We start from the raw sequence: 17,032 nt of genomic DNA on the forward strand, positions 1-17,032 counted from the left end.
AAGGCACCGCGTGACACCGAATCCTGGCCTGCTGCCGCTGCTCGCCGAGCGCGATCCCGATGCGCCGCTCGCCTGGCGCGCCGGCGTGCCGCTGAGCACGCGCCGCTTCCTGGCCGACGTGGCCCGCCTCGCGCCGCAGCTGCCGGCCCACGGCGCCGCGGTCAATCTCTGCTCCGACCGCTACGACTTCATCGTCGGCATGGCCGCGGCCCTGGTGCGCGGCCATGCCAGCCTGCTGCCGCCCGACGCGCGCGCCGACACCCTGTCGCGGCTGCGCGAATCGCATGGCGAGGGGCTGTTCGCGCTGGTCGACGACCCGGCGCTGCAGACGCCCGGCATGACGCGGCTGGTGATCGAGAAAAGCGCCGGCCCGGCGCCCGCCGAGGCGGGCGACCCGGCCGCCGTGCCGATGATCGACGCCGAACGCCACGCGGCCAGCCTGCTGACCTCGGGCTCCACCGGCGCGCCCCAGCCGCATGCCAAGACCTGGCGCACGCTCACGGGCGACGTGGCGGTGGCGGTGGAGCGCCTGTGCCGCGTGCTCGATCTTCCTTCGCTCGCGGGCCTGACGCTGGTTGCCACGGTGCCGGTGCAGCACAGCTACGGGCTCGAATCCTCGGTGCTGCTGGCCATGCTCGGCGGCGCCGCCTTCGACAGCGGCAGGCCCTTCTTCCCGGCCGACGTGGCGCAGGCGCTGGCCTCGGTGCCGCGGCCGCGCGCGCTGGTGACCACGCCGTTCCATCTCAAGACGCTGCTGCTGTCGGGCATCGCGCTGCCCGAGGTCGACCTGATCCTCTCGGCCACCGCGCCGCTGTCGCCGCAGCTGGCCGCCCAGGCCGAACAGGCGCTGCACGGCGTGCTGCTCGAGATCTACGGCAGCACCGAATCGGGCCAGGTCGCGATGCGCCGCACCACCGAGACCGAGGTCTGGGAGACCTTCGGCCAGATCCGCGTGCATGCCGAGCCGGGCGGGGAGGACGGCAACGAGCGCTTCATCTTCAGTGGCGACTTCCTGCCCGAGCCGACGCCGATGGCCGACGTGCTCGAGCTGCTCGACGAACGCCGCTTCCGGCTGTTCGGCCGCGCCAACGACCTGATCCACGTGGCCGGCCGGCGCAGTTCGCTGGCCCACCTCAACTACCACCTCAACAGCATTCCCGGCGTGGACGACGGCGCCTTCTGGCTGCCCGACGAGGTGGCCGACGGCGTGGTGCGGCCGATCGCCTTCGTGGTGGCGCCCGAGCTCACGGCGGCGGCCATCGTCGGCGCGCTGCGGCAACGGCTGGAGCCGGTCTTCGTGCCGCGACGCGTGGTGCACGTGAAGGGTTTTCCGCGCGAGGGCACGGGCAAGCTCACGGTGCGCGCGCTGCGCGAGTTCGCGCTGGCGCAACTGGCCGAGGACGGCACGCCGGTGCGGCTCGTGCACACGGTGCCGGTCGACCATCCCGCGTTCGCGGGCCACTTTCCGGGCCAGCCGCTGCTGCCCGGCGCGCTGGTGCTGGCCGAGGTGCAGGAGGCGATCCGCCGCGTGCCGGCGCTGCTGGCCCGGCTCGGCCCCAACCCCACGCTGGCCGCGGCCAAGTTCCTGGCGCCGGTGCGCCCGGGTGCGGTGCTGGCGATCGAGCTGAACCCCGAGGCCGCCGGTGGCGGTGTGCGCTTCGACGTGCGCTGCGACGGCGTGGTGGCCGTCACCGGCCGCTGGACCCCCGTGGCAGAGTCGCCGCGATGAAGCACACCGAGGCCGAGACCCGCGCGGTGAACGCCGCCGCCCGGACCGCGCCCCCCGCGGGCGGCGCCACCGCCGACGCGGCCGACTGGACGCGCGCCCCCGAGCGCAGCAACATGCTCGCGCTGCGCTTCATCTGCTTCATGGCGATCTTCTTCGGCCGCCGCATCACGCGGCTCCTGCTGCCGCCGATTGCACTCTATTTCCTGCTGTTCGCGCCCACGCCGCGGCGCCACATCAAGCGCTACCTGTTCCGCGCCATCGGCCCGCAGGCCGGCTGGGTCGACGGCTTCAAGCTGCTGCATGCCTTCGCCTCGACCGTGCTCGACCGGGTGTATTTCCTGCGCGGGCGCATGGACCTGTTCGACTTCCGCATGGACGGCCAGGTCGAGCTCGAGACAGCGGCGCTCGAAGGGCGCGGCGCCTTCCTGCTCGGCGCGCACGTGGGCAGCTTCGAGGCCATGGGTGCCTGCAAGCGCCAGCAGCCCGACCAGGCGCGCATGCGCCTCGCGATGCTGATGTACCCGGACAACGCGCAGCGCATCACCGCCATCCTCAACGCGATCAGCCTGCCCGAGGCGCGGCCGCACGTGATCGCGCTGGGCCGGCCGCACTCGATGCTCGCGCTGCGCGACTGGCTCGACGGCGGCGGCATGGGCGGCATGCTGGCCGACCGCACGCTGCCCGGCAGCGAGGAACAGCCCGCGCAGCAGCGCGGCAACAACATCGTGCTGCCGTTCCTGGGCCGGCCCGCCAGCTTCAACGACGGGCCGTTCCGGCTCGCGGCGCTGCTGCGGCGGCCGGTGTTCTTCATGGCCGGGGTCTACCGCGGCGGTGCGCGCTACGATGTCCGCTTCGAACGCCTGGCCGACTTCGGCCAGCGCCCGGCCGATGCCGCCGAGCGCGAACGGCTGATCCGCGCCGCGGTCGAAGCCTATGTGGCGCGCCTGGAGGCGCTGTGCCGCGCCTACCCCTACAACTGGTTCAATTTCCATGATTTCTGGCTCGAAGATGCAGATGCGCCCGCGGCGGCTTGAACGGTTCTTCCAGGCCCTGCTGCTCGTGCTGGCCTTCGGCGCCGCACCGGCCTGGGCCTTCGACCTCAACGAATTGATGGGCCTGCTGGCCAGGCAGAAGAGCGGCGAGGCCCGCTTCACCGAGCAGCGCTTCGTGCACGGCCTCGAAGGCCCGCTCGATGCGCGCGGCACCTTGAGCTTCGACGCGCCCGACAAGCTGGTGCGCCGCACGCTGTCGCCGCGCGTCGAGACCATGGCGGTCGAGGGCAACACGCTGACCCTGTCGCGCGGCGGCCGCAACCGCACGCTGGCGCTCGACAGCATGCCCGAGCTGCTGGGCCTGGTCGAAGCCATGCGCGGCACGCTCAGCGGCGACGGCACCACGCTGCAGCGCTATTTCCGCAGCACCGTGACCGGCTCGGCCAATCAATGGGCGCTCGACCTGACGCCGATCGACAGCCGGCTCGCGGCCCAGGTGCGCAGCATGCGCATCAGCGGGCGCGCGAGCGACGTGCTCGGGCTCGAGATGGAGTTCGTCGGCGGCGACCGCTCGGTGATGAACATCGTGCCCGACCGTCCCGCGGCCCAGCCCGCACCGGCCGCGCCGGCCGGGCGTACCACGCCGTGAGCGCGACCGCGCCGCAGGGGCCGCCGAGCTGGCAGCGCCGCGCGGTCGTGCTGCTGGTCTGGGTGGCGCTGCTGCTGGCCGGCGTGCTCGAGATCTCGCGCACCCAGTTCAACGCCGACCTGTCGGCCTTCCTGCCCAAGAGCCCGGATGCGCGCCAGCGCGTGCTGATCGAGCAGCTGCAAAGCGGCGTGGCCTCGCGCACCCTGATGCTGGGCCTCGAGGGCGGCACGCCCGAGGCGCGCGCGCAGGTGTCGCGCGCGATGGCGAAGGACATGCGCGGGAGCCAGCTGTTCGACCTGATCCAGAACGGCGACACCGGCGACTGGACCGAGGCCGGCACCTGGGTGTTCCAGCACCGCTACCAGCTCTCGCCGGGCGTGGCGCCCGAGCGCTTCACGGTCGAGGGCTTGCGCGACGCGATCAACGAGACGCTGTCGATGCTCGGCACGCCGGCCGGCAACGTGATCAAGCCCTTCCTCGACCGCGACCCCACGGGCGAGACCACGCGCATCGCCGAGGAACTGGTGCCGGCCAGCGCGCCGCGCAGCGAAGGCGGCGTGTGGATGTCGCGCACCGCGCCGCGCGCGCTGATGATCCTGACCACGCGCGCCGCCGGCAGCGACCTCGACGCGCAGGCGGTGGCGATCGCGCGCGTGCACGCGGCCCACGAGGCGGCCACGCGCGACCTGGGCGAAGCCAGGCCGCAACTGCTGCTGACCGGCCCGCCGGTGTTCTCGGTGCTCAGCCGCGACAAGATCAAGACCGAGGCGATCCATCTCGCGATCGTCGGCGGCATCGTCATGGGCGGGCTGCTGCTGCTTGCCTTCGCCTCGCCGCGCGCGCTGGTGATCGCCTTCCTGCCGGTGGCCACCGGCGTGGTGATCGGCACCGCGGCGGTCAGCTGGGTCTTCGGCTCGGTGCACGGGCTCACGCTGGGCTTCGGCAGCACGCTGATCGGCGAGACCGTCGACTACGCCATCTACTACCTGATCCAGGCGCGCGGCGCCGCCGTGCCCGGCACCGGCTGGCAGCGCTGGCGCACGGTGCACTGGCCCACGGTGCGCATCGGGCTGCTGACCTCGGTCTGCGGCTTCGCGGCGCTGGTGTTCTCGGGCTTTCCGGGCCTGGCCCAGCTGGGCGTGTTCTCGATCGCGGGCCTGGTCGCGGCCGCCGTCGCCACCCGCTACGCGCTGCCGATGCTCGCGCCCGACGGTGCCACCGGCATGGGCATGCGGCGCCAGATGGCGAGCTTCGCGGGCCTGCTGGTGCGCAACCTGCCGCGCCTGCGCTGGCCGCTGGCGGCGCTGGGCGTGGCCGCGGCGGCGCTGGTGCTGTGGCAGGGCGGCCACCTGTGGCGCGCCGACCTCAGCGCGATGAGCCCGGTGCCGCGCGCGCAGCAGCAGCTCGACGAGATGCTGCGCAACGACATCGGCACCAGCGACGGCGGCATCATCGTGATGGCCAACGGCGCCGACGCTCAGGCGGCGTTGCGCAACAACGAGGCCGCGAGCGCGAAGCTCGGCGCGCTGGTCGACCGCGGCGAACTCGGCGGCTTCGAGACCGTGACGCGCGTGCTGCCGAGCATCGCGGCCCAGCAGGCGCGCCTGGCGAGCCTGCCCGACGCCGACACCCTGCGCACCCGCCTGGCCGAGGCCACGCAGGGCCTGCCGTTGCCGGCCAGCCGGCTCGCGCCCTTCGTGGCCGACGTCGAGGCCGCGCGCCAGCTCAAGCCGGTGCAGCTCGACGAACTGCGCGAAGGCCCGCTGCGCGCGGTGGTCAGCTCGCTGATGTACGAGCGCCCGGGCGGCGGCTGGTCGACGCTGATCGCGCTGCACCCGGGACCGAAGTTCGAGCAGGCGAAGCTCGAGGCCGCGCTCGCCGGCGTGCCCGAGGTGCAGGTGGTCGACGTGGGCCGCGAGCTCGGCGGCCTCTACCAGCGCTACCTGCACGAGGCCTTCGTGCAGGTGCTGCTGGGCGCGCTGGCGGTGGTCGTGCTGCTGGGCATCTACCTGCGCTCGGGCCGGCGCCTGCTGGCGGTGTGCCAGCCGCTGCTGTTCGCCGTGATGCTCACGCTCGGCGGCATGGCCGTGCTGCAGGCGGCGCTCGGCATCCTGCACCTGGTGGGGCTGCTGCTGATCGTGGCGGTGGGCTCGAACTACGCGCTGTTCTTCGACCAGCTGCGCACCACGGGCCGGGCCGACGAGGACACGCTGGCCTCGCTGATGCTCGCCAACCTGACGACCGTGGTCTCCTTCGGCCTGATCGCGATCTCCGACATTCCCGCGCTGTCCTCGATCGGCCGCGTGGTGGCGCCGGGCGCGCTGCTGGCGCTGCTGCTGTCGGCCGCCTTCGCGCGCCGCGTGGCACCACCCGTGGGCGAGGCGGGGTCTTCGGGCGACGGCGCGCGCGGCTGACGCACAATCCCGCGCCATGTCGACCGCACCCGCCGCCCCCGAATCCTGGCCCTGGCCGCCCGCCATCCGCGCCAGCGCGGCCTGGCACGCGGCCGCCGTCGGCGCGGGCGTGCTGGTGCCGGGCGCCTGGCCCTGGGCCCTCGGCGCGATCGTGCTCAACCATGCGCTGATCACCGCGGCCGGCCTCACGCCGCGCAGCCGGCTGCTGGGTCCCAACGTCACGCGGCTGCCCGCGGCCGCCATCGCGCGCCGCGAGGTGGCGATCACCATCGACGACGGCCCCGAGCCCGCGGTGACGCCGCGCGTGCTCGACCTGCTCGATGCCCATGGCCAGCGCGCCACCTTCTTCTGCATCGCCGAGCGCGTGCAGGCCCGGCCGGCGCTGGCACGCGAGATCGTGGCGCGCGGCCACAGCATCCAGAACCACACGGCGCGGCACCGGCACAACTTTTCCTTCCTCGGCCCACGCGGCTTCGCCAGCGAGATCGCGCGGGCGCAGCAGATCCTGGGCGAGGTGACGGGCCAGCGCCCGAGCTGCTTTCGCGCGCCGGCCGGGCTGCGCAACCCCTTCCTGGAGCCGGTGCTGCACCGGCTCGGCCTGTCGCTCGTGAGCTGGACCCGCCGCGGCTTCGATACCCGCGAGGGCGATGCGCAGCGCGTGCTGGCACGCCTCACGCGCGGCCTGGCGGCCGGCGACATCCTGCTGCTGCACGACGGCAATGCCGCGCGCACCGCCCGTGGAGAACCCGTATTGCTGGAGGTACTGCCCTTGCTGCTCGAACGCCTGCGCGCCGATGGACTGCGCGCCGTGACCCTGCCCGAGGGGCTTCGGGAATGAGCACCGTGCTCTCGACCGACGGCGCCTGGCGCGAGCTGCACGAGGCCGCCACCGATCCCTACAGGAAGGGCGGCAGCTTCGCCTGGCATTTCGCGCGCGGCAAGCTCGGGCGCGATCCGGTCTTCCGCGGCCTGCTCGAACGCGGGCTGATCGATGCGCGGCATCGCCGCGTGGTCGACATCGGCTGCGGCCAGGGCCTGTTCGCGAGCCTGCTGGCCTCGATGAGCCGCATGCAGCAGCAGGGCCGCTGGCCCGCGGGCTGGGGCGCCACGCCGAGTGCCGCCGAGTACACCGGCATCGAGCTGATGCCCAAGGACGTGGCGCGCGCCGAGGCCTCGATCGGCCATCTGGAGCCGGCGCCGCGGCTGCTCTGCGCCGACATGTGCGCGGCCGATCTGCCCGATTGCGACCTGGTCGTGATCCTCGACGTGCTGCACTACGTGGACCATGCCGCGCAGGAAGGCGTGCTGCGACGCGTGCGCGACGCCTTGCAGCGCGGCGGCAGTCCCCGGGCGCGGCTGCTGCTGCGCGTGGGCGATGCCTCGAGCCGCCGCGGCTTCGCGATCAGCCAGTGGGTCGACCGCACCGTGACGCGCGTGCGCGGCCACAAGGTGTCGCCGACCTGGGGCCGTCCGCTGGCCGAATGGATGGCGCTGCTCGAGCGGCTGGGCTTCGGCGTGCGGAGCATCCCGATGAGCGAAGGCACGCCGTTCGCCAACGTGCTGCTGGTGGCCGATCTGGTGCCGGAGCTCGCGCGATGAGCTTCGTGCCGCAGACGCTCGAGCGCGACGGCATCGCGCAGCGCATTCCGCACCGCGGCAGCATGTGCCTGCTCGAACGGCTCGAGGGCTGGGATGCGGAGACGATCCGCTGCAGCACCACCACCCACCGCCAGGCCGACAACCCGTTGCGCACGGCCAGCGGGCTGCTGGCGCCGAATGCCATCGAGTACGCCGCGCAGGCCATGGCGCTGCACGGCGGGCTGCTGGCGAGCGAAGGCGCCACGCCCTCGGCCGGCTTCCTCGCGAGCACGCGCGGCGTGCGCACGACGGTGGCGCGGCTCGACGAGATCGAGGGGCGCCTGCAGGTCGAGGCGCGGCGGCTGTCGGGCGACGCCCGGCAGGTGATGTACGAGTTCTGGCTCAGGGACGGCGAAGGCCGTGCGCTGGCCGATGGCCGCGCGGTGGTGGTGCTGAACACGCCGCTGGCCCTGGACACCCCGAAGGAATCATGAGCCTCCAAGGAAAACGCGCCCTGATCACGGGCGCCAGCGGCGCGCTCGGTGCCGCCATGGCCGAGCGCTTCGCGCGCGACGGCGCGACCGTGCTGCTGCATGCGAACTCGCGGCCCGAAGCGGTCGAGCAGCTGGCCGCGAAGATCGCCGCGGCCGGCGGCAAGGCCGAATGCCACGTCTTCGACCTGCGCAGCGACGAGGCCTGCGCCGCTGCCTGCGCGCGCATGCTCGAGCCGGGGCCGGTGCAGGTGATCGTCAACAACGCGGGCGTGCACGACGACGCGGTGCTGCCGGGCATGCGCGCCGAGCAGTGGCACAAGGTGATCGACATCTCGCTCAACGGCTTCTTCCGCGTGACCCAGCCCCTGCTGCTACCGATGATGCGCACCCGCTGGGGGCGCGTGCTCAACATCTCGTCGGTGGCGGCGCTGGTGGGCAACAAGGGCCAGGTGAACTACGCCGCGGCCAAGGGCGCGCTCAACAGCGCGACCAAGGCGCTGTCGCTCGAGGTGGCCTCGCGCGGCGTGACGGTGAATGCGATCGCGCCCGGGATCATCGCCTCGCCGATGGCCGACGCGGCGTTCGACCCGGCGCTGATCCAGCAGATGGTGCCCGCCAAGCGCGCCGGCAAACCCGAGGAGGTGGCGGCGCTGGCGGCCTTCCTCGCGAGCGACGAAGCCGGCTACATCACCGGGCAGGTGATTTCCGTCAACGGCGGAATGATCTAGCTGGCGCTCAGAGCGGCAGCGTGTCGAAGGCCGCGTAGGCGGTCGCCAGCCACGACTTCACGCGCTGCCTTTCGAGCAGGCCCAGGGCGTGCGGGCCTTCGCGGTCGTTCACGGCCTTCCAGAAGCTGGTGCTCTGCGCATCGATCTTGCGCATGCTGGCTTCGTGCAGCCGCGGCAGCGCGATCACGCGCGCGCCGTTGGCGGTGGCCTTGGACATCGACTGCGAGCCGAGCAGGGTGCCGAAGTCGCTGCCGCGGCCGTAGTTTTGCACCACGATGTAGTTGGGCCGGTTGCCGAAGGTATCGACCAGCGTGCCGAGCAGGTCGGAGGAGTCCTTGCCGTCGTCGAGCACGTGCCAGAAATTGACGGTCACGCCGATCTCGGCGAAGACGTCGAACAGGTCGGATTCCTTGATCCAGCGCGCCAGCGGTGCCAGCGTCTGTGCCGCGAGGTCGACGATCACGCTCTGCTGCGGGTGGGTCTCGAAGCCGTTGACCACCGTGTCGAGCCCTTCGAAGCTGTCGACCACCACGGGCGAGGCGAAGCCTTCGTAGAAGCGGGTGAACGAGCTGTGCGAACGGTCGGTGTCGAAGCCCGTGAAGGAGCGGCTGTGGTCGATGAAGTACTGGGCCAGGACCCGTGCCGTGACCGACTTGCCGACCCCGCCTTTTTCGCCGCCGATGAAATTGATGGAGCTCATGGTGTCGCTGGTAGATGTGGAAGATTCAGGGAGCCGGCGACAGTTTGCCTCAGCTTCCGGGGGCGGGTTCCCGGGACGAGGGCGAATCGCCCGAACGGCCGCCGTCGCCGCCGTGGGGCTGGCCGTGCGGGGAGGGCGCGGCGAGGCCTCCGTCGCCGCCGCCGATGAAGCGGCGCCTCGCGGCCGTGAAGGCGGCGCTGCCGGCACCGAGCAGGCCCAGGGCGGCGCAGGCCGCGCCCGCGTCGATCAACAACTCCAGAACCACGATACCGACTCGCATGCGCCAATTCCCGTCATGTTGCGTTGAACTATGTCACCTGGGCGGACGCATCATCGCGGAAAGTTGTGCGCGTGTGTATCGCCGGCCTCGCCGCGATGCCGGCTCCGCCGGGCCGGGAGTCTATTGGCCGCGCCGGGCCATGCCCTGCAGCAGGGGGTGGGATTGCAGGCGCTGCCGCAGCCGCGCCTTCCAGGGCGCGGGCAGCGTGGCGCCGTCGATCATCGCGGGCCATTGCTCGCGCGCGCGGCGCGCGGTGTCGCCGACCACGCGGCGCACCTGCGGCTCGTGCAGGCCGGCCGAGAAGCAGAAGGCGCGCACGTTGGCCGGGCTGAACAGGCCGCTGCGCTTCGGGGCTGCCTTGCCCGCCGCGGGCAGCAGCGGCAGCGCATGGCCCTCGACGCCCTGCAGCGCCGCGTAGGCCACGATGTCGTAGGCCGGCGCGAAGCGCGGCGAGGCGCCATCGGGATAGAGCACGCCGAAGTTCTTCAGGTGCGCATCGGGATTGCCGAGCAGCTCGTTGACCGCGAGCCGGCGCACCAGCTCGAGCACCGCCTCCTCGCCGAGCGAGGGAAAGGCCCGCATCGCGAGCGCCATGTCGAGGTAGCTGCCGCCGTACTTGTGCAGCGGATCGAAGCCCAGCACCTGCGCGAAGTCCTCGAAGTGGATGCGGCGCGCGCCTTCGCGGTCGAAGCGCGTGACGGCAAGGAACTCGGGCTCGTCGGGCAGGGCGTAGCTGTGCTCGGCCGAAATTGCGGACAGCGGCGCGAGTTCGGCATGGCAGACCGCCACGCCCGCGGCGGACGCCATCTGCAGCGAGAGCATCTCCAGCTGCGGCATGTGCGGCCGCCCGGCCACGGGCAGCTTGGCGATCACGCGCGTGCTGGCGCCGGCGCGGGTGCGCGCCACGTAGCGCCCGCCCTGGCGGCGCAGGCCCAGCTTGGGCTGCACGCCCGACACCGAGATGCCCTGCGGCATCGGCAGCTCGACCACCGACATCTCGAGTGCGTCCTGGTCCTGCGTGATGAGCCGCTGCAGGGTGGCGCGGTCCACCGACACCGGGCGCGCGCTCACCGCGCCCGGCAGGTCGCCGCCGCAGGCCGCGAGCAGCTCGAAATGATCGTTCTCGCGGCAGCCGCGCAACTGGGCGATGTGGCTGCGCAGCACGCCCTCGGGCAGCAGGTTCTGGAAGAAGCGCGGCAACTGGCCGCCCTGCGCATTGAACAGCGGATTCTTGACGTCGCTCCAGAGGGCGGCCTGCGAGGCGGCATCGTTCGCCACCATCGACAGCGACAGCACCTCGGCCGGCGGCGCCGCGACGATCTCGGGTTCGGCCACGAAGCGGCACAAGTCGGCGTACTGGAACAGCTTGCCGAAGCGGCGCGCGCCGAGCGCGATCTCGAGGATCTTGACGTTCATGGCGAGCGCCTGCGCGAGCCGCGGCGGGCCGGGGCGCCAGGTGCGTAGGGCGGCGGCGCGGGCGACTGTGCCATGGCGGCCACCGCGGTGCCCACGCGCGTGGGAACGGGGCGGTAACCGGCATCGGTGTCGAGCGCGGCGCTGGCGCCGAAGCCCTTGGGCGCCAGCTGCAGCTCGAGCCCCAGCGCATCGACCAGCGCGAGCAGCGAGGACATCTGCGGATTGCCCTGCGGTCCGAGCGCGTTGCGCACCGAGCGCTCGGTCAGGCCCGAACGCTGCGCGATCTCGGCGCCCGTGAGGCCGGAGGCCTCGCGGCGGGCGATCAGCGCGGCGATCAGTTCCTGTTTGGTCATGGAAAGATATTACCGTAAATACGAAAATCGGAAATATGTTTCCGATATCTTCCCCGGGCCGAGGCGAAGGCGGCGTGCCGCCCGCCCGGATTCAGCGCGGCACCAGCGTGAAGAAGGGCATCACCACGCCCATCACCCAGTTCTGTCCGAAATCGAGCGCCGCGCGCCGGTACTTCTCGTCGGCCTGGGCCGCCAGCAGGTCGAGCCGCGCAACCACCTTCGACAGCTCGCGGTCGGCCACGAGATTGCGGCCGCGTTCGCTGATCTCGGTAGCCAGCAGCAGCGGCTGGCCGTCGGGGCCGGTCTTGGAGGCGATCAGCCACAGCGAGATCTCGAAGTTGCGCGCGGCCCGGTAGCTGTTCTCGGCGTTGACGCCGTCGATCATGGACTGCTCCCAGGTGTCGCCGTTGGCCTGCTTGAGCATCGAGGCCCAGCCCACCACCAGCGCGGCCACGCGGTCGCCCTGGTAACCCTGCGGCCCGGTGTCGAAGGCCAGGCGGATCGCCTCGATACCGGTGGCGCCGTGCAGCTCGGGCAGGTCGGGCCCCTGCGTCACGGCGGTCCAGGCGCGCTGGCTGGCGGCGTCCATGCTGGCGGCCGACTTGCGCCATTCGCGCGGATTGCGCCGGTAGAGCGTGGTCTGCACGCGCCGTATCGATTCGAGGTTGTCGCGCAGCGAGAGGTTGGCGATGCGGTTGGCGCCGGACTGCAGCCACTCCTGGTTGGCATAGGGCTCGGCGCGCTGGGTGTTCTGGAACGCGCCGCAGCCGCCGAGCCCGAGCAGGGCGCCGGCGCCCGCCAGCAGCCAGGCGCGGCGGTCTTTCAGGGGAGAAACCGAGGATTCGCTCATGCCCTGACGTTATCATCCACGGCTGGGGCGGCGGCCTGCTTCAAGCGGCGGGCCCGTGCAATTTTCCTTACAAATCAATACCTTGGCGTTAATTGTTGACCTGACCTCCCGGGCCGGGACACAGTGACGCAGGACAGGCCGACAAGTCGTGCGTCTCAATTCCATCAAGCTCTCGGGCTTCAAGTCGTTCGCCGAACCCACCAACTTCCTGCTGCCGGGCCAACTGGTCGGGGTGGTCGGGCCCAACGGTTGCGGCAAGTCGAACATCATGGATGCGGTGCGCTGGGTGCTCGGCGAATCGCGTGCCTCGGAACTGCGCGGCGAGTCGATGCAGGACGTGATCTTCAACGGCACGACCTCGCGCAAGCAGGCCAGCCGCTCGAGCGTGGAACTGGTGTTCGACAACGCCGACCACCGCGCCGGCGGCCAGTGGAACCAGTTCGGCGAAATCGCGGTGCGGCGCGTGCTCACGCGCGACGGCACCAGCAGCTACTTCATCAACAACCAGCCGGTGCGCCGGCGCGACGTGCAGGACGTGTTCCTCGGCACCGGTCTGGGCCCGCGCGCCTACGCCATCATCGGCCAGGGCACGATCAGCCGGATCATCGAATCGAAGCCCGAGGAACTGCGCCTGTTCCTCGAGGAAGCCGCGGGCGTCTCGAAGTACAAGGAACGCCGCCGCGAGACCGAGAACCGCCTGGGCGACACGCGCGAGAACCTCACGCGCGTCGAGGACATCCTGCGCGAGCTCAACGCCAATCTCGAGAAGCTCGAGAAGCAGGCCGAGGTGGCCGCACGCTACAACGCGCTGCAGGGCGATGCCACGAAGAAGCAGCACCAGCTGTGGTTCCTCAAGCGCGCCGAGAGCGAGAGCGACAAGGCGCGCATCAAGGCCGAGTCCGAGAAGGCGATCAACGACCTCGAGTCGCGCACGGCCGACCTGCGCCACATCGAGAACGAGCTCGAGACCGTGCGCCAGGCCCACTACGGCGCCGGCGACCTGGTGAATCAGGCGCAAGGCAAGCTGTACGAGGCCAGCGCCGAGGTCGGCCGGCTCGAGGGCGAGATCCGCTTCGTGGTCGAGGGCCGCCAGCGCGTGGAGCAGCGGCTGGTGCAGTTGCGCGAGCAGATCGCGCAGTGGGACAACCGCCGCGTCGAGGCCGAGGCCGAGATCGAAACGCTGGCCGGCCAGGGCGTGGACGCCGAGGAGCAGGCCGTGCTGCTCGCGGCCCAGCTCGAGGAGCACGACGCGCGCATGCCCGAGCTCGAGGAAGCGCAGCAGCGGGCGCAGGACCAGGCCAATTCGCAGCGCACGGCCGTCGTGCAGGTGCAGCAGCAGATCCAGGTGCTGGCGGCCGACCAGCGCAACATCGAGGAGCAGTCGCGCCAGCTCAACCAGCGCAGCGAACGGTTGCGCGCCGACCAGAACGCACTGGCCGCGCCCGACGAGGCGAAGCTGGTGGCGATGCAGGAGCAGCTCGAGGCCGCGCAGGAAGCGGCCAGCGAGGCCGACGCGCGGCTGCAGGACCTGCAGGAAGCGGTGCCGCGGCTCGACGACGACCGTCGCACGCGCCAGCAGGCGGTGAACAGCGAGGGTGCGCGCCATGCCGAGCTGTCGGCGCGGCTCGAGGCATTGCGCGCGCTGCAGGAGAAGGTCAAGACCGACGGCAAGCTCGCGCCCTGGCTCGCCAAGCACGGGCTCGACGGCCTGCAGGGCCTGTGGAGCCGCATCCACATCGAGCAGGGCTGGGAGAACGCGCTCGAATCCGCGCTGCGCGAGCGCCTGGGCGCGCTCGAGGTCAGCCGCCTCGACATGGTCCGCGCCTTCGCCAACGACGCGCCGCCCGCCAAGCTGGCCTTCTTCAGCCCGCCCGTGGCCGGTGTGCCCGAAGGCGCCGCCAATCTGCCGCGGCTGTCGAGCCTGCTGCGCCTCAACGACGCGGGCCAGCAGGCCTTGCTGGCCGACTGGCTGCACGGCTGCTACACCGCCGCGAGCTTCGAGGAGGCTCTGGCCCAGCGCGGCGCGCTGCAGCCTGGCGAGACGATCTACGTGCAGAGCGGCCACGCGGTCAGCGCGCACGGCGTCAACTTCTACGCCCCCGACTCCGAGCAGGCCGGCATGCTGGCGCGCCAACAGGAGATGGAGAACCTCGACCGCCAGTTGCGCGCCCAGGCGCTGATCAGCGAGGAGGCCCGCGCGGCCCTGGTGCGCGCCGAGGCCGCCTACGCCGACGCCGCGCAGCGGCTGGTATCGGCGCGCCGCGAAGCCGCCGACACGCAGTCGCGCGCGCACGAACTGCAGGTCGAGACGCTGCGCCTCACGCAATTGGCCGAACAGACCCGCGCGCGCAGCGAGCAGCTCGCGGCCGACCTCGGCGAGGTCGATGCCCAGCTCGAGGAACTGCAGGAGCGCCGCATCGCCGCCGAGGGCCGCTTCGAGGAGCTCGACATGCAGCTGGCCGACAGCCAGGAGCGCCATGCCGAGCTCGACGAACGCGTGATCGAGGCCGGCCGCGCGCTGGCCGCCAGCCGCGAGCAGCACCGCAGCCTCGAACGCCAGGCGCAGGAAGCCACTTTCGCGCAGCGCACGCTCGAGGCGCGCCGCGGCGAACTCAACCGCTCGATCGAGACGGCCTCGCAGCAAACCGTGGCGCTGGCCGACGAGGACGAGCGCGCCCGCGGCGAACTGGGCCGGCTGTCGGATGCCGCCGCCCAGGCCGGGCTGCAGGACGCGCTCGCGCTCAAGCTCGAGCGCGAGACCGCGCTCGGCGCCGCGCGCAGCCAGTACGACGACCTCACGCTCAAGCTGCGCGCCAGTGACGAGCGCCGGCTGCAGCTCGAGCGCGAGCTCGACCCGCTGCGCCAGCGCATCACCGAATTCCAGCTCAAGGAACAGGCCTCGCGCCTGGGCTTCGAGCAGTACGAGCAGCTGCTGGCCGATGCCGGTGCCGACCTCGAGGCCATCGCGCTGTCGATCGAGACCGACAAGGTGCGGCTGGCCGGCCTGCAGGGCGAGATCGACCGGCTGAACCGCGAGGTGGTGGCGCTCGGCGCGGTCAACCTCGCGGCGCTCGACGAGCTCGCGGTGGCGAGCGAGCGCAAGGTCTTCCTCGATGCGCAGTCGAGCGACCTCAACGAGGCGATCACCACGCTCGAGGACGCCATCCGCAAGATCGACGCCGAGACGCGCGACCTGCTCGGCGGCACCTTCAAGACCGTGAACGAGCACTTCAGCCGCATGTTCCCCGAGCTGTTCGGCGGCGGCAACGCCAAGCTGATGATGACCGGCGACGAGATCCTCGACTCCGGCGTGCAGGTGATGGCGCAGCCGCCGGGCAAGAAGAACCAGACCATCCACCTGCTGTCGGGCGGCGAGAAGGCGCTGACCGCGATCGCGCTGGTGTTCGCGATCTTTCAGCTCAATCCCGCCCCGTTCTGCCTGCTGGACGAAGTGGATGCGCCGCTGGACGACGCCAACACCGAGCGCTACGCCAAACTCGTGACCGCCATGAGCCGTGAAACCCAGTTCCTCTTCATCAGCCACAACAAGATCGCCATGGAAATGGCCGAGCAGCTGATCGGCGTGACGATGCAGGAGCAGGGCGTGTCGCGCATCGTCGCGGTCGACATGGAAGCGGCGGCCTCGATGGTCGAGGCCGCCTGAGGCGCGCGCACCCATGAGCAATCTCACGCTTGCCCTGGCCATCCTCGGTGGCCTCGTCCTCGCGGCCGTGATCGGCTACGACGCCCTGCGTTCGCGCCGCAACGCACCGCGCCAGCCCGATGCGGCCGATGGCGATCCGGCCGATGCGCAGCGCGCACCGTCCGACGACGGCTACGAGCCGGTGATGCACGTCGATCCGCGCCAGGTGCCGACGAACGACCGGCATGAACCGCTGTTCGATCCCGACCTGCCTGCGCCCGGCACGCTGCCGGTGCCCACGGGCGAGCGGCGCGGCGGGCTCGATCCGCTGATCGACGTGATCGCGCCGATCTCGCTCGATGGCCTGGCCTCGGGCGACGCGGCCATTGCCGCCATGCCGCCGACGCGCCGCGCGGGCAGCAAGCCGGTCGCCATCGAGGGCCTGAACGAGCACTCGCGCCAATGGGAGCCGCCCGTGCCGGGACAGCGCTACGGCGCCTTCCAGGTCGGTGTGCAGCTGGCCAACCGCACCGGCGCGCTCAACGAGATCGAGTATTCGGAATTCGTGGTGAAGGCCCAGGCCTTCGCCGACGCGCTGAACGGCGCGCCCGAGTTCCCAGAGATGCTCGACGAGGTGGCGCGCGCGCGCGAGCTCGACCAGTTCGCCAGCGCGCACGATGCGCAGCTGGGCTTCGTGCTGCGCGCCTTGCACGCGGCCTGGAGCCCGGGCTACGTGCAGCAGAACGCCGCGCGCCTGGGCTTCGTGGCCGGCATCATCCCGGGCCGCATGGTGCTGCCGACCAGCGAGCTGGGCCTGCCGCCGATCCTGGGCCTGGCCTTCGACACCCAGGCCGCATTGGCCGACGACCCGGCGCAGTCGGCCATCCGCGAACTGAGCCTGAGCCTCGACGTGCCCCAGGTCGACCGCGGCGAGCAGCCCTTCACCCGCATGCGCGAGATCGCCGCCACGCTGGCGCGCGAGATGGACGGCGTGGTGACCGACAGCGACGGCCAGCTGCTGCGCGACGAGACCATGGACGCCATCGGCGCCGACCTCGAGCAGCTCTACGACACGCTCGACGCGCGCGACCTCGCGGCGGGTTCGCCGCTGGCGCGCCGGCTCTTCAGCTAAGCCGTTCCCGCCATGCACAAGGCCGCCCAGCCCGCCACGAAGCGGTCGGGCGGCCGCATCGTTTTTTCGGAAGA

Annotated in this window: 15 protein-coding genes; 10 read left to right on the forward strand and 5 right to left on the reverse strand. The window is 71.8% G+C overall.

Going from position 1 to position 17,032, the window contains the following annotated elements; all coding sequences use genetic code 11:
- Nucleotides 1-10: 10 nt before the first annotated feature.
- The 8 genes from ACODT0_RS13855 to fabG are packed head-to-tail and all read left to right on the forward strand — an operon-like array spanning nucleotide 11 to nucleotide 8,584.
- Nucleotides 11-1,729 carry an AMP-binding protein gene (locus tag ACODT0_RS13855; protein WP_479669929.1) on the forward strand — a complete coding sequence of 573 codons (1,719 nt, stop codon included), beginning with the start codon at nucleotides 11-13 and terminating at the stop codon, nucleotides 1,727-1,729.
- Entirely contained in the window at nucleotides 1,726-2,763 is a 1,038-nt protein-coding gene (locus ACODT0_RS13860) for a lysophospholipid acyltransferase family protein (protein ID WP_413763454.1), read from the forward strand. The genes ACODT0_RS13855 and ACODT0_RS13860 overlap by 4 nt, the downstream gene beginning before the upstream one ends.
- Nucleotides 2,720-3,370: a LolA-related protein gene (locus ACODT0_RS13865; RefSeq protein ID WP_261205620.1), complete on the forward strand. Its 651-nt coding sequence runs from the start codon at nucleotides 2,720-2,722 to the stop codon at nucleotides 3,368-3,370. Before ACODT0_RS13860 ends, ACODT0_RS13865 begins: the two co-directional genes overlap by 44 nt.
- Nucleotides 3,367-5,784, forward strand: a complete 2,418-nt coding sequence (locus tag ACODT0_RS13870) for an MMPL family transporter (RefSeq protein WP_489041513.1) — start codon at nucleotides 3,367-3,369, stop codon at nucleotides 5,782-5,784. The genes ACODT0_RS13865 and ACODT0_RS13870 overlap by 4 nt, the downstream gene beginning before the upstream one ends.
- 16 nt (nucleotides 5,785-5,800) lie before the next feature.
- Nucleotides 5,801-6,622, forward strand: coding sequence for a polysaccharide deacetylase family protein (locus ACODT0_RS13875; protein ID WP_261205622.1), 822 nt, complete (start codon nucleotides 5,801-5,803; stop codon nucleotides 6,620-6,622).
- Nucleotides 6,619-7,383, forward strand: a complete 765-nt coding sequence (locus tag ACODT0_RS13880; protein ID WP_261205623.1) for a class I SAM-dependent methyltransferase — start codon at nucleotides 6,619-6,621, stop codon at nucleotides 7,381-7,383. The genes ACODT0_RS13875 and ACODT0_RS13880 overlap by 4 nt, the downstream gene beginning before the upstream one ends.
- Nucleotides 7,380-7,856 (forward strand): hotdog family protein, encoded by a 477-nt coding sequence (locus ACODT0_RS13885; RefSeq protein WP_296733483.1) that lies wholly within the window; start codon nucleotides 7,380-7,382, stop codon nucleotides 7,854-7,856. The genes ACODT0_RS13880 and ACODT0_RS13885 overlap by 4 nt, the downstream gene beginning before the upstream one ends.
- Nucleotides 7,853-8,584, forward strand: a complete 732-nt coding sequence (gene fabG / locus ACODT0_RS13890; protein WP_489041514.1) for a 3-oxoacyl-ACP reductase FabG — start codon at nucleotides 7,853-7,855, stop codon at nucleotides 8,582-8,584. The genes ACODT0_RS13885 and fabG overlap by 4 nt, the downstream gene beginning before the upstream one ends.
- A gap of 7 nt (nucleotides 8,585-8,591) precedes the next feature.
- On the opposite strand, the gene ACODT0_RS13895 is transcribed toward fabG, so the two are convergent.
- The 5 genes from ACODT0_RS13895 to ACODT0_RS13915 all read right to left on the reverse strand — a co-directional run bounded on the left by ACODT0_RS13895 (nucleotide 8,592) and on the right by ACODT0_RS13915 (nucleotide 12,183).
- Nucleotides 8,592-9,284: a P-loop NTPase family protein gene (locus ACODT0_RS13895; protein ID WP_057596214.1), complete on the reverse strand. Its 693-nt coding sequence runs from the start codon at nucleotides 9,282-9,284 to the stop codon at nucleotides 8,592-8,594.
- 49 nt (nucleotides 9,285-9,333) lie between these two features.
- The gene (locus tag ACODT0_RS13900) at nucleotides 9,334-9,564 is read right to left on the reverse strand and encodes a hypothetical protein (RefSeq protein WP_057598152.1); all 231 of its coding nucleotides are present in this window, start codon (nucleotides 9,562-9,564) and stop codon (nucleotides 9,334-9,336) included.
- Nucleotides 9,565-9,684: 120 nt separating this feature from the next.
- Nucleotides 9,685-10,980, reverse strand: a complete 1,296-nt coding sequence (locus tag ACODT0_RS13905; RefSeq protein WP_261205626.1) for a type II toxin-antitoxin system HipA family toxin — start codon at nucleotides 10,978-10,980, stop codon at nucleotides 9,685-9,687.
- Nucleotides 10,977-11,333, reverse strand: coding sequence for a helix-turn-helix domain-containing protein (locus ACODT0_RS13910; protein WP_261205628.1), 357 nt, complete (start codon nucleotides 11,331-11,333; stop codon nucleotides 10,977-10,979). The genes ACODT0_RS13905 and ACODT0_RS13910 overlap by 4 nt, the downstream gene beginning before the upstream one ends.
- 91 nt (nucleotides 11,334-11,424) lie before the next feature.
- A complete protein-coding gene (locus ACODT0_RS13915; RefSeq protein ID WP_057596210.1) occupies nucleotides 11,425-12,183 on the reverse strand; it encodes a hypothetical protein in 759 nt (252 codons plus the stop codon).
- Between the two features lie 148 nt (nucleotides 12,184-12,331).
- On the opposite strand from ACODT0_RS13915, the gene smc reads away from it, so the two are divergent.
- Together smc and ACODT0_RS13925 are read left to right on the forward strand one after the other, a co-directional pair.
- Nucleotides 12,332-15,847, forward strand: a complete 3,516-nt coding sequence (smc, locus tag ACODT0_RS13920) for a chromosome segregation protein SMC (RefSeq protein WP_057596209.1) — start codon at nucleotides 12,332-12,334, stop codon at nucleotides 15,845-15,847.
- A 13-nt stretch (nucleotides 15,848-15,860) separates the two neighbouring features.
- Nucleotides 15,861-16,958: a cell division protein ZipA C-terminal FtsZ-binding domain-containing protein gene (locus tag ACODT0_RS13925; RefSeq protein WP_057596208.1), complete on the forward strand. Its 1,098-nt coding sequence runs from the start codon at nucleotides 15,861-15,863 to the stop codon at nucleotides 16,956-16,958.
- Nucleotides 16,959-17,032: the final 74 nt, after the last annotated feature.

Source organism: Variovorax sp. FG153 (assembly GCF_057809595.1).

Coding starts and splice junctions, on each gene's coding strand:
- ACODT0_RS13860 (WP_413763454.1), top strand. CDS start 1,726: ATGAAGCACACCGAGGCCGAGACCCGCGCGGTGAACGCCGCCGCCCGG.
- ACODT0_RS13865 (WP_261205620.1), top strand. CDS start 2,720: ATGATTTCTGGCTCGAAGATGCAGATGCGCCCGCGGCGGCTTGAACGG.
- ACODT0_RS13875 (WP_261205622.1), top strand. CDS start 5,801: ATGTCGACCGCACCCGCCGCCCCCGAATCCTGGCCCTGGCCGCCCGCC.
- ACODT0_RS13880 (WP_261205623.1), top strand. CDS start 6,619: ATGAGCACCGTGCTCTCGACCGACGGCGCCTGGCGCGAGCTGCACGAG.
- ACODT0_RS13885 (WP_296733483.1), top strand. CDS start 7,380: ATGAGCTTCGTGCCGCAGACGCTCGAGCGCGACGGCATCGCGCAGCGC.
- fabG (WP_489041514.1), top strand. CDS start 7,853: ATGAGCCTCCAAGGAAAACGCGCCCTGATCACGGGCGCCAGCGGCGCG.
- ACODT0_RS13895 (WP_057596214.1), bottom strand. CDS start 9,284: ATGAGCTCCATCAATTTCATCGGCGGCGAAAAAGGCGGGGTCGGCAAG.
- ACODT0_RS13900 (WP_057598152.1), bottom strand. CDS start 9,564: ATGCGAGTCGGTATCGTGGTTCTGGAGTTGTTGATCGACGCGGGCGCG.
- ACODT0_RS13905 (WP_261205626.1), bottom strand. CDS start 10,980: ATGAACGTCAAGATCCTCGAGATCGCGCTCGGCGCGCGCCGCTTCGGC.
- ACODT0_RS13910 (WP_261205628.1), bottom strand. CDS start 11,333: ATGACCAAACAGGAACTGATCGCCGCGCTGATCGCCCGCCGCGAGGCC.
- ACODT0_RS13915 (WP_057596210.1), bottom strand. CDS start 12,183: ATGAGCGAATCCTCGGTTTCTCCCCTGAAAGACCGCCGCGCCTGGCTG.
- ACODT0_RS13925 (WP_057596208.1), top strand. CDS start 15,861: ATGAGCAATCTCACGCTTGCCCTGGCCATCCTCGGTGGCCTCGTCCTC.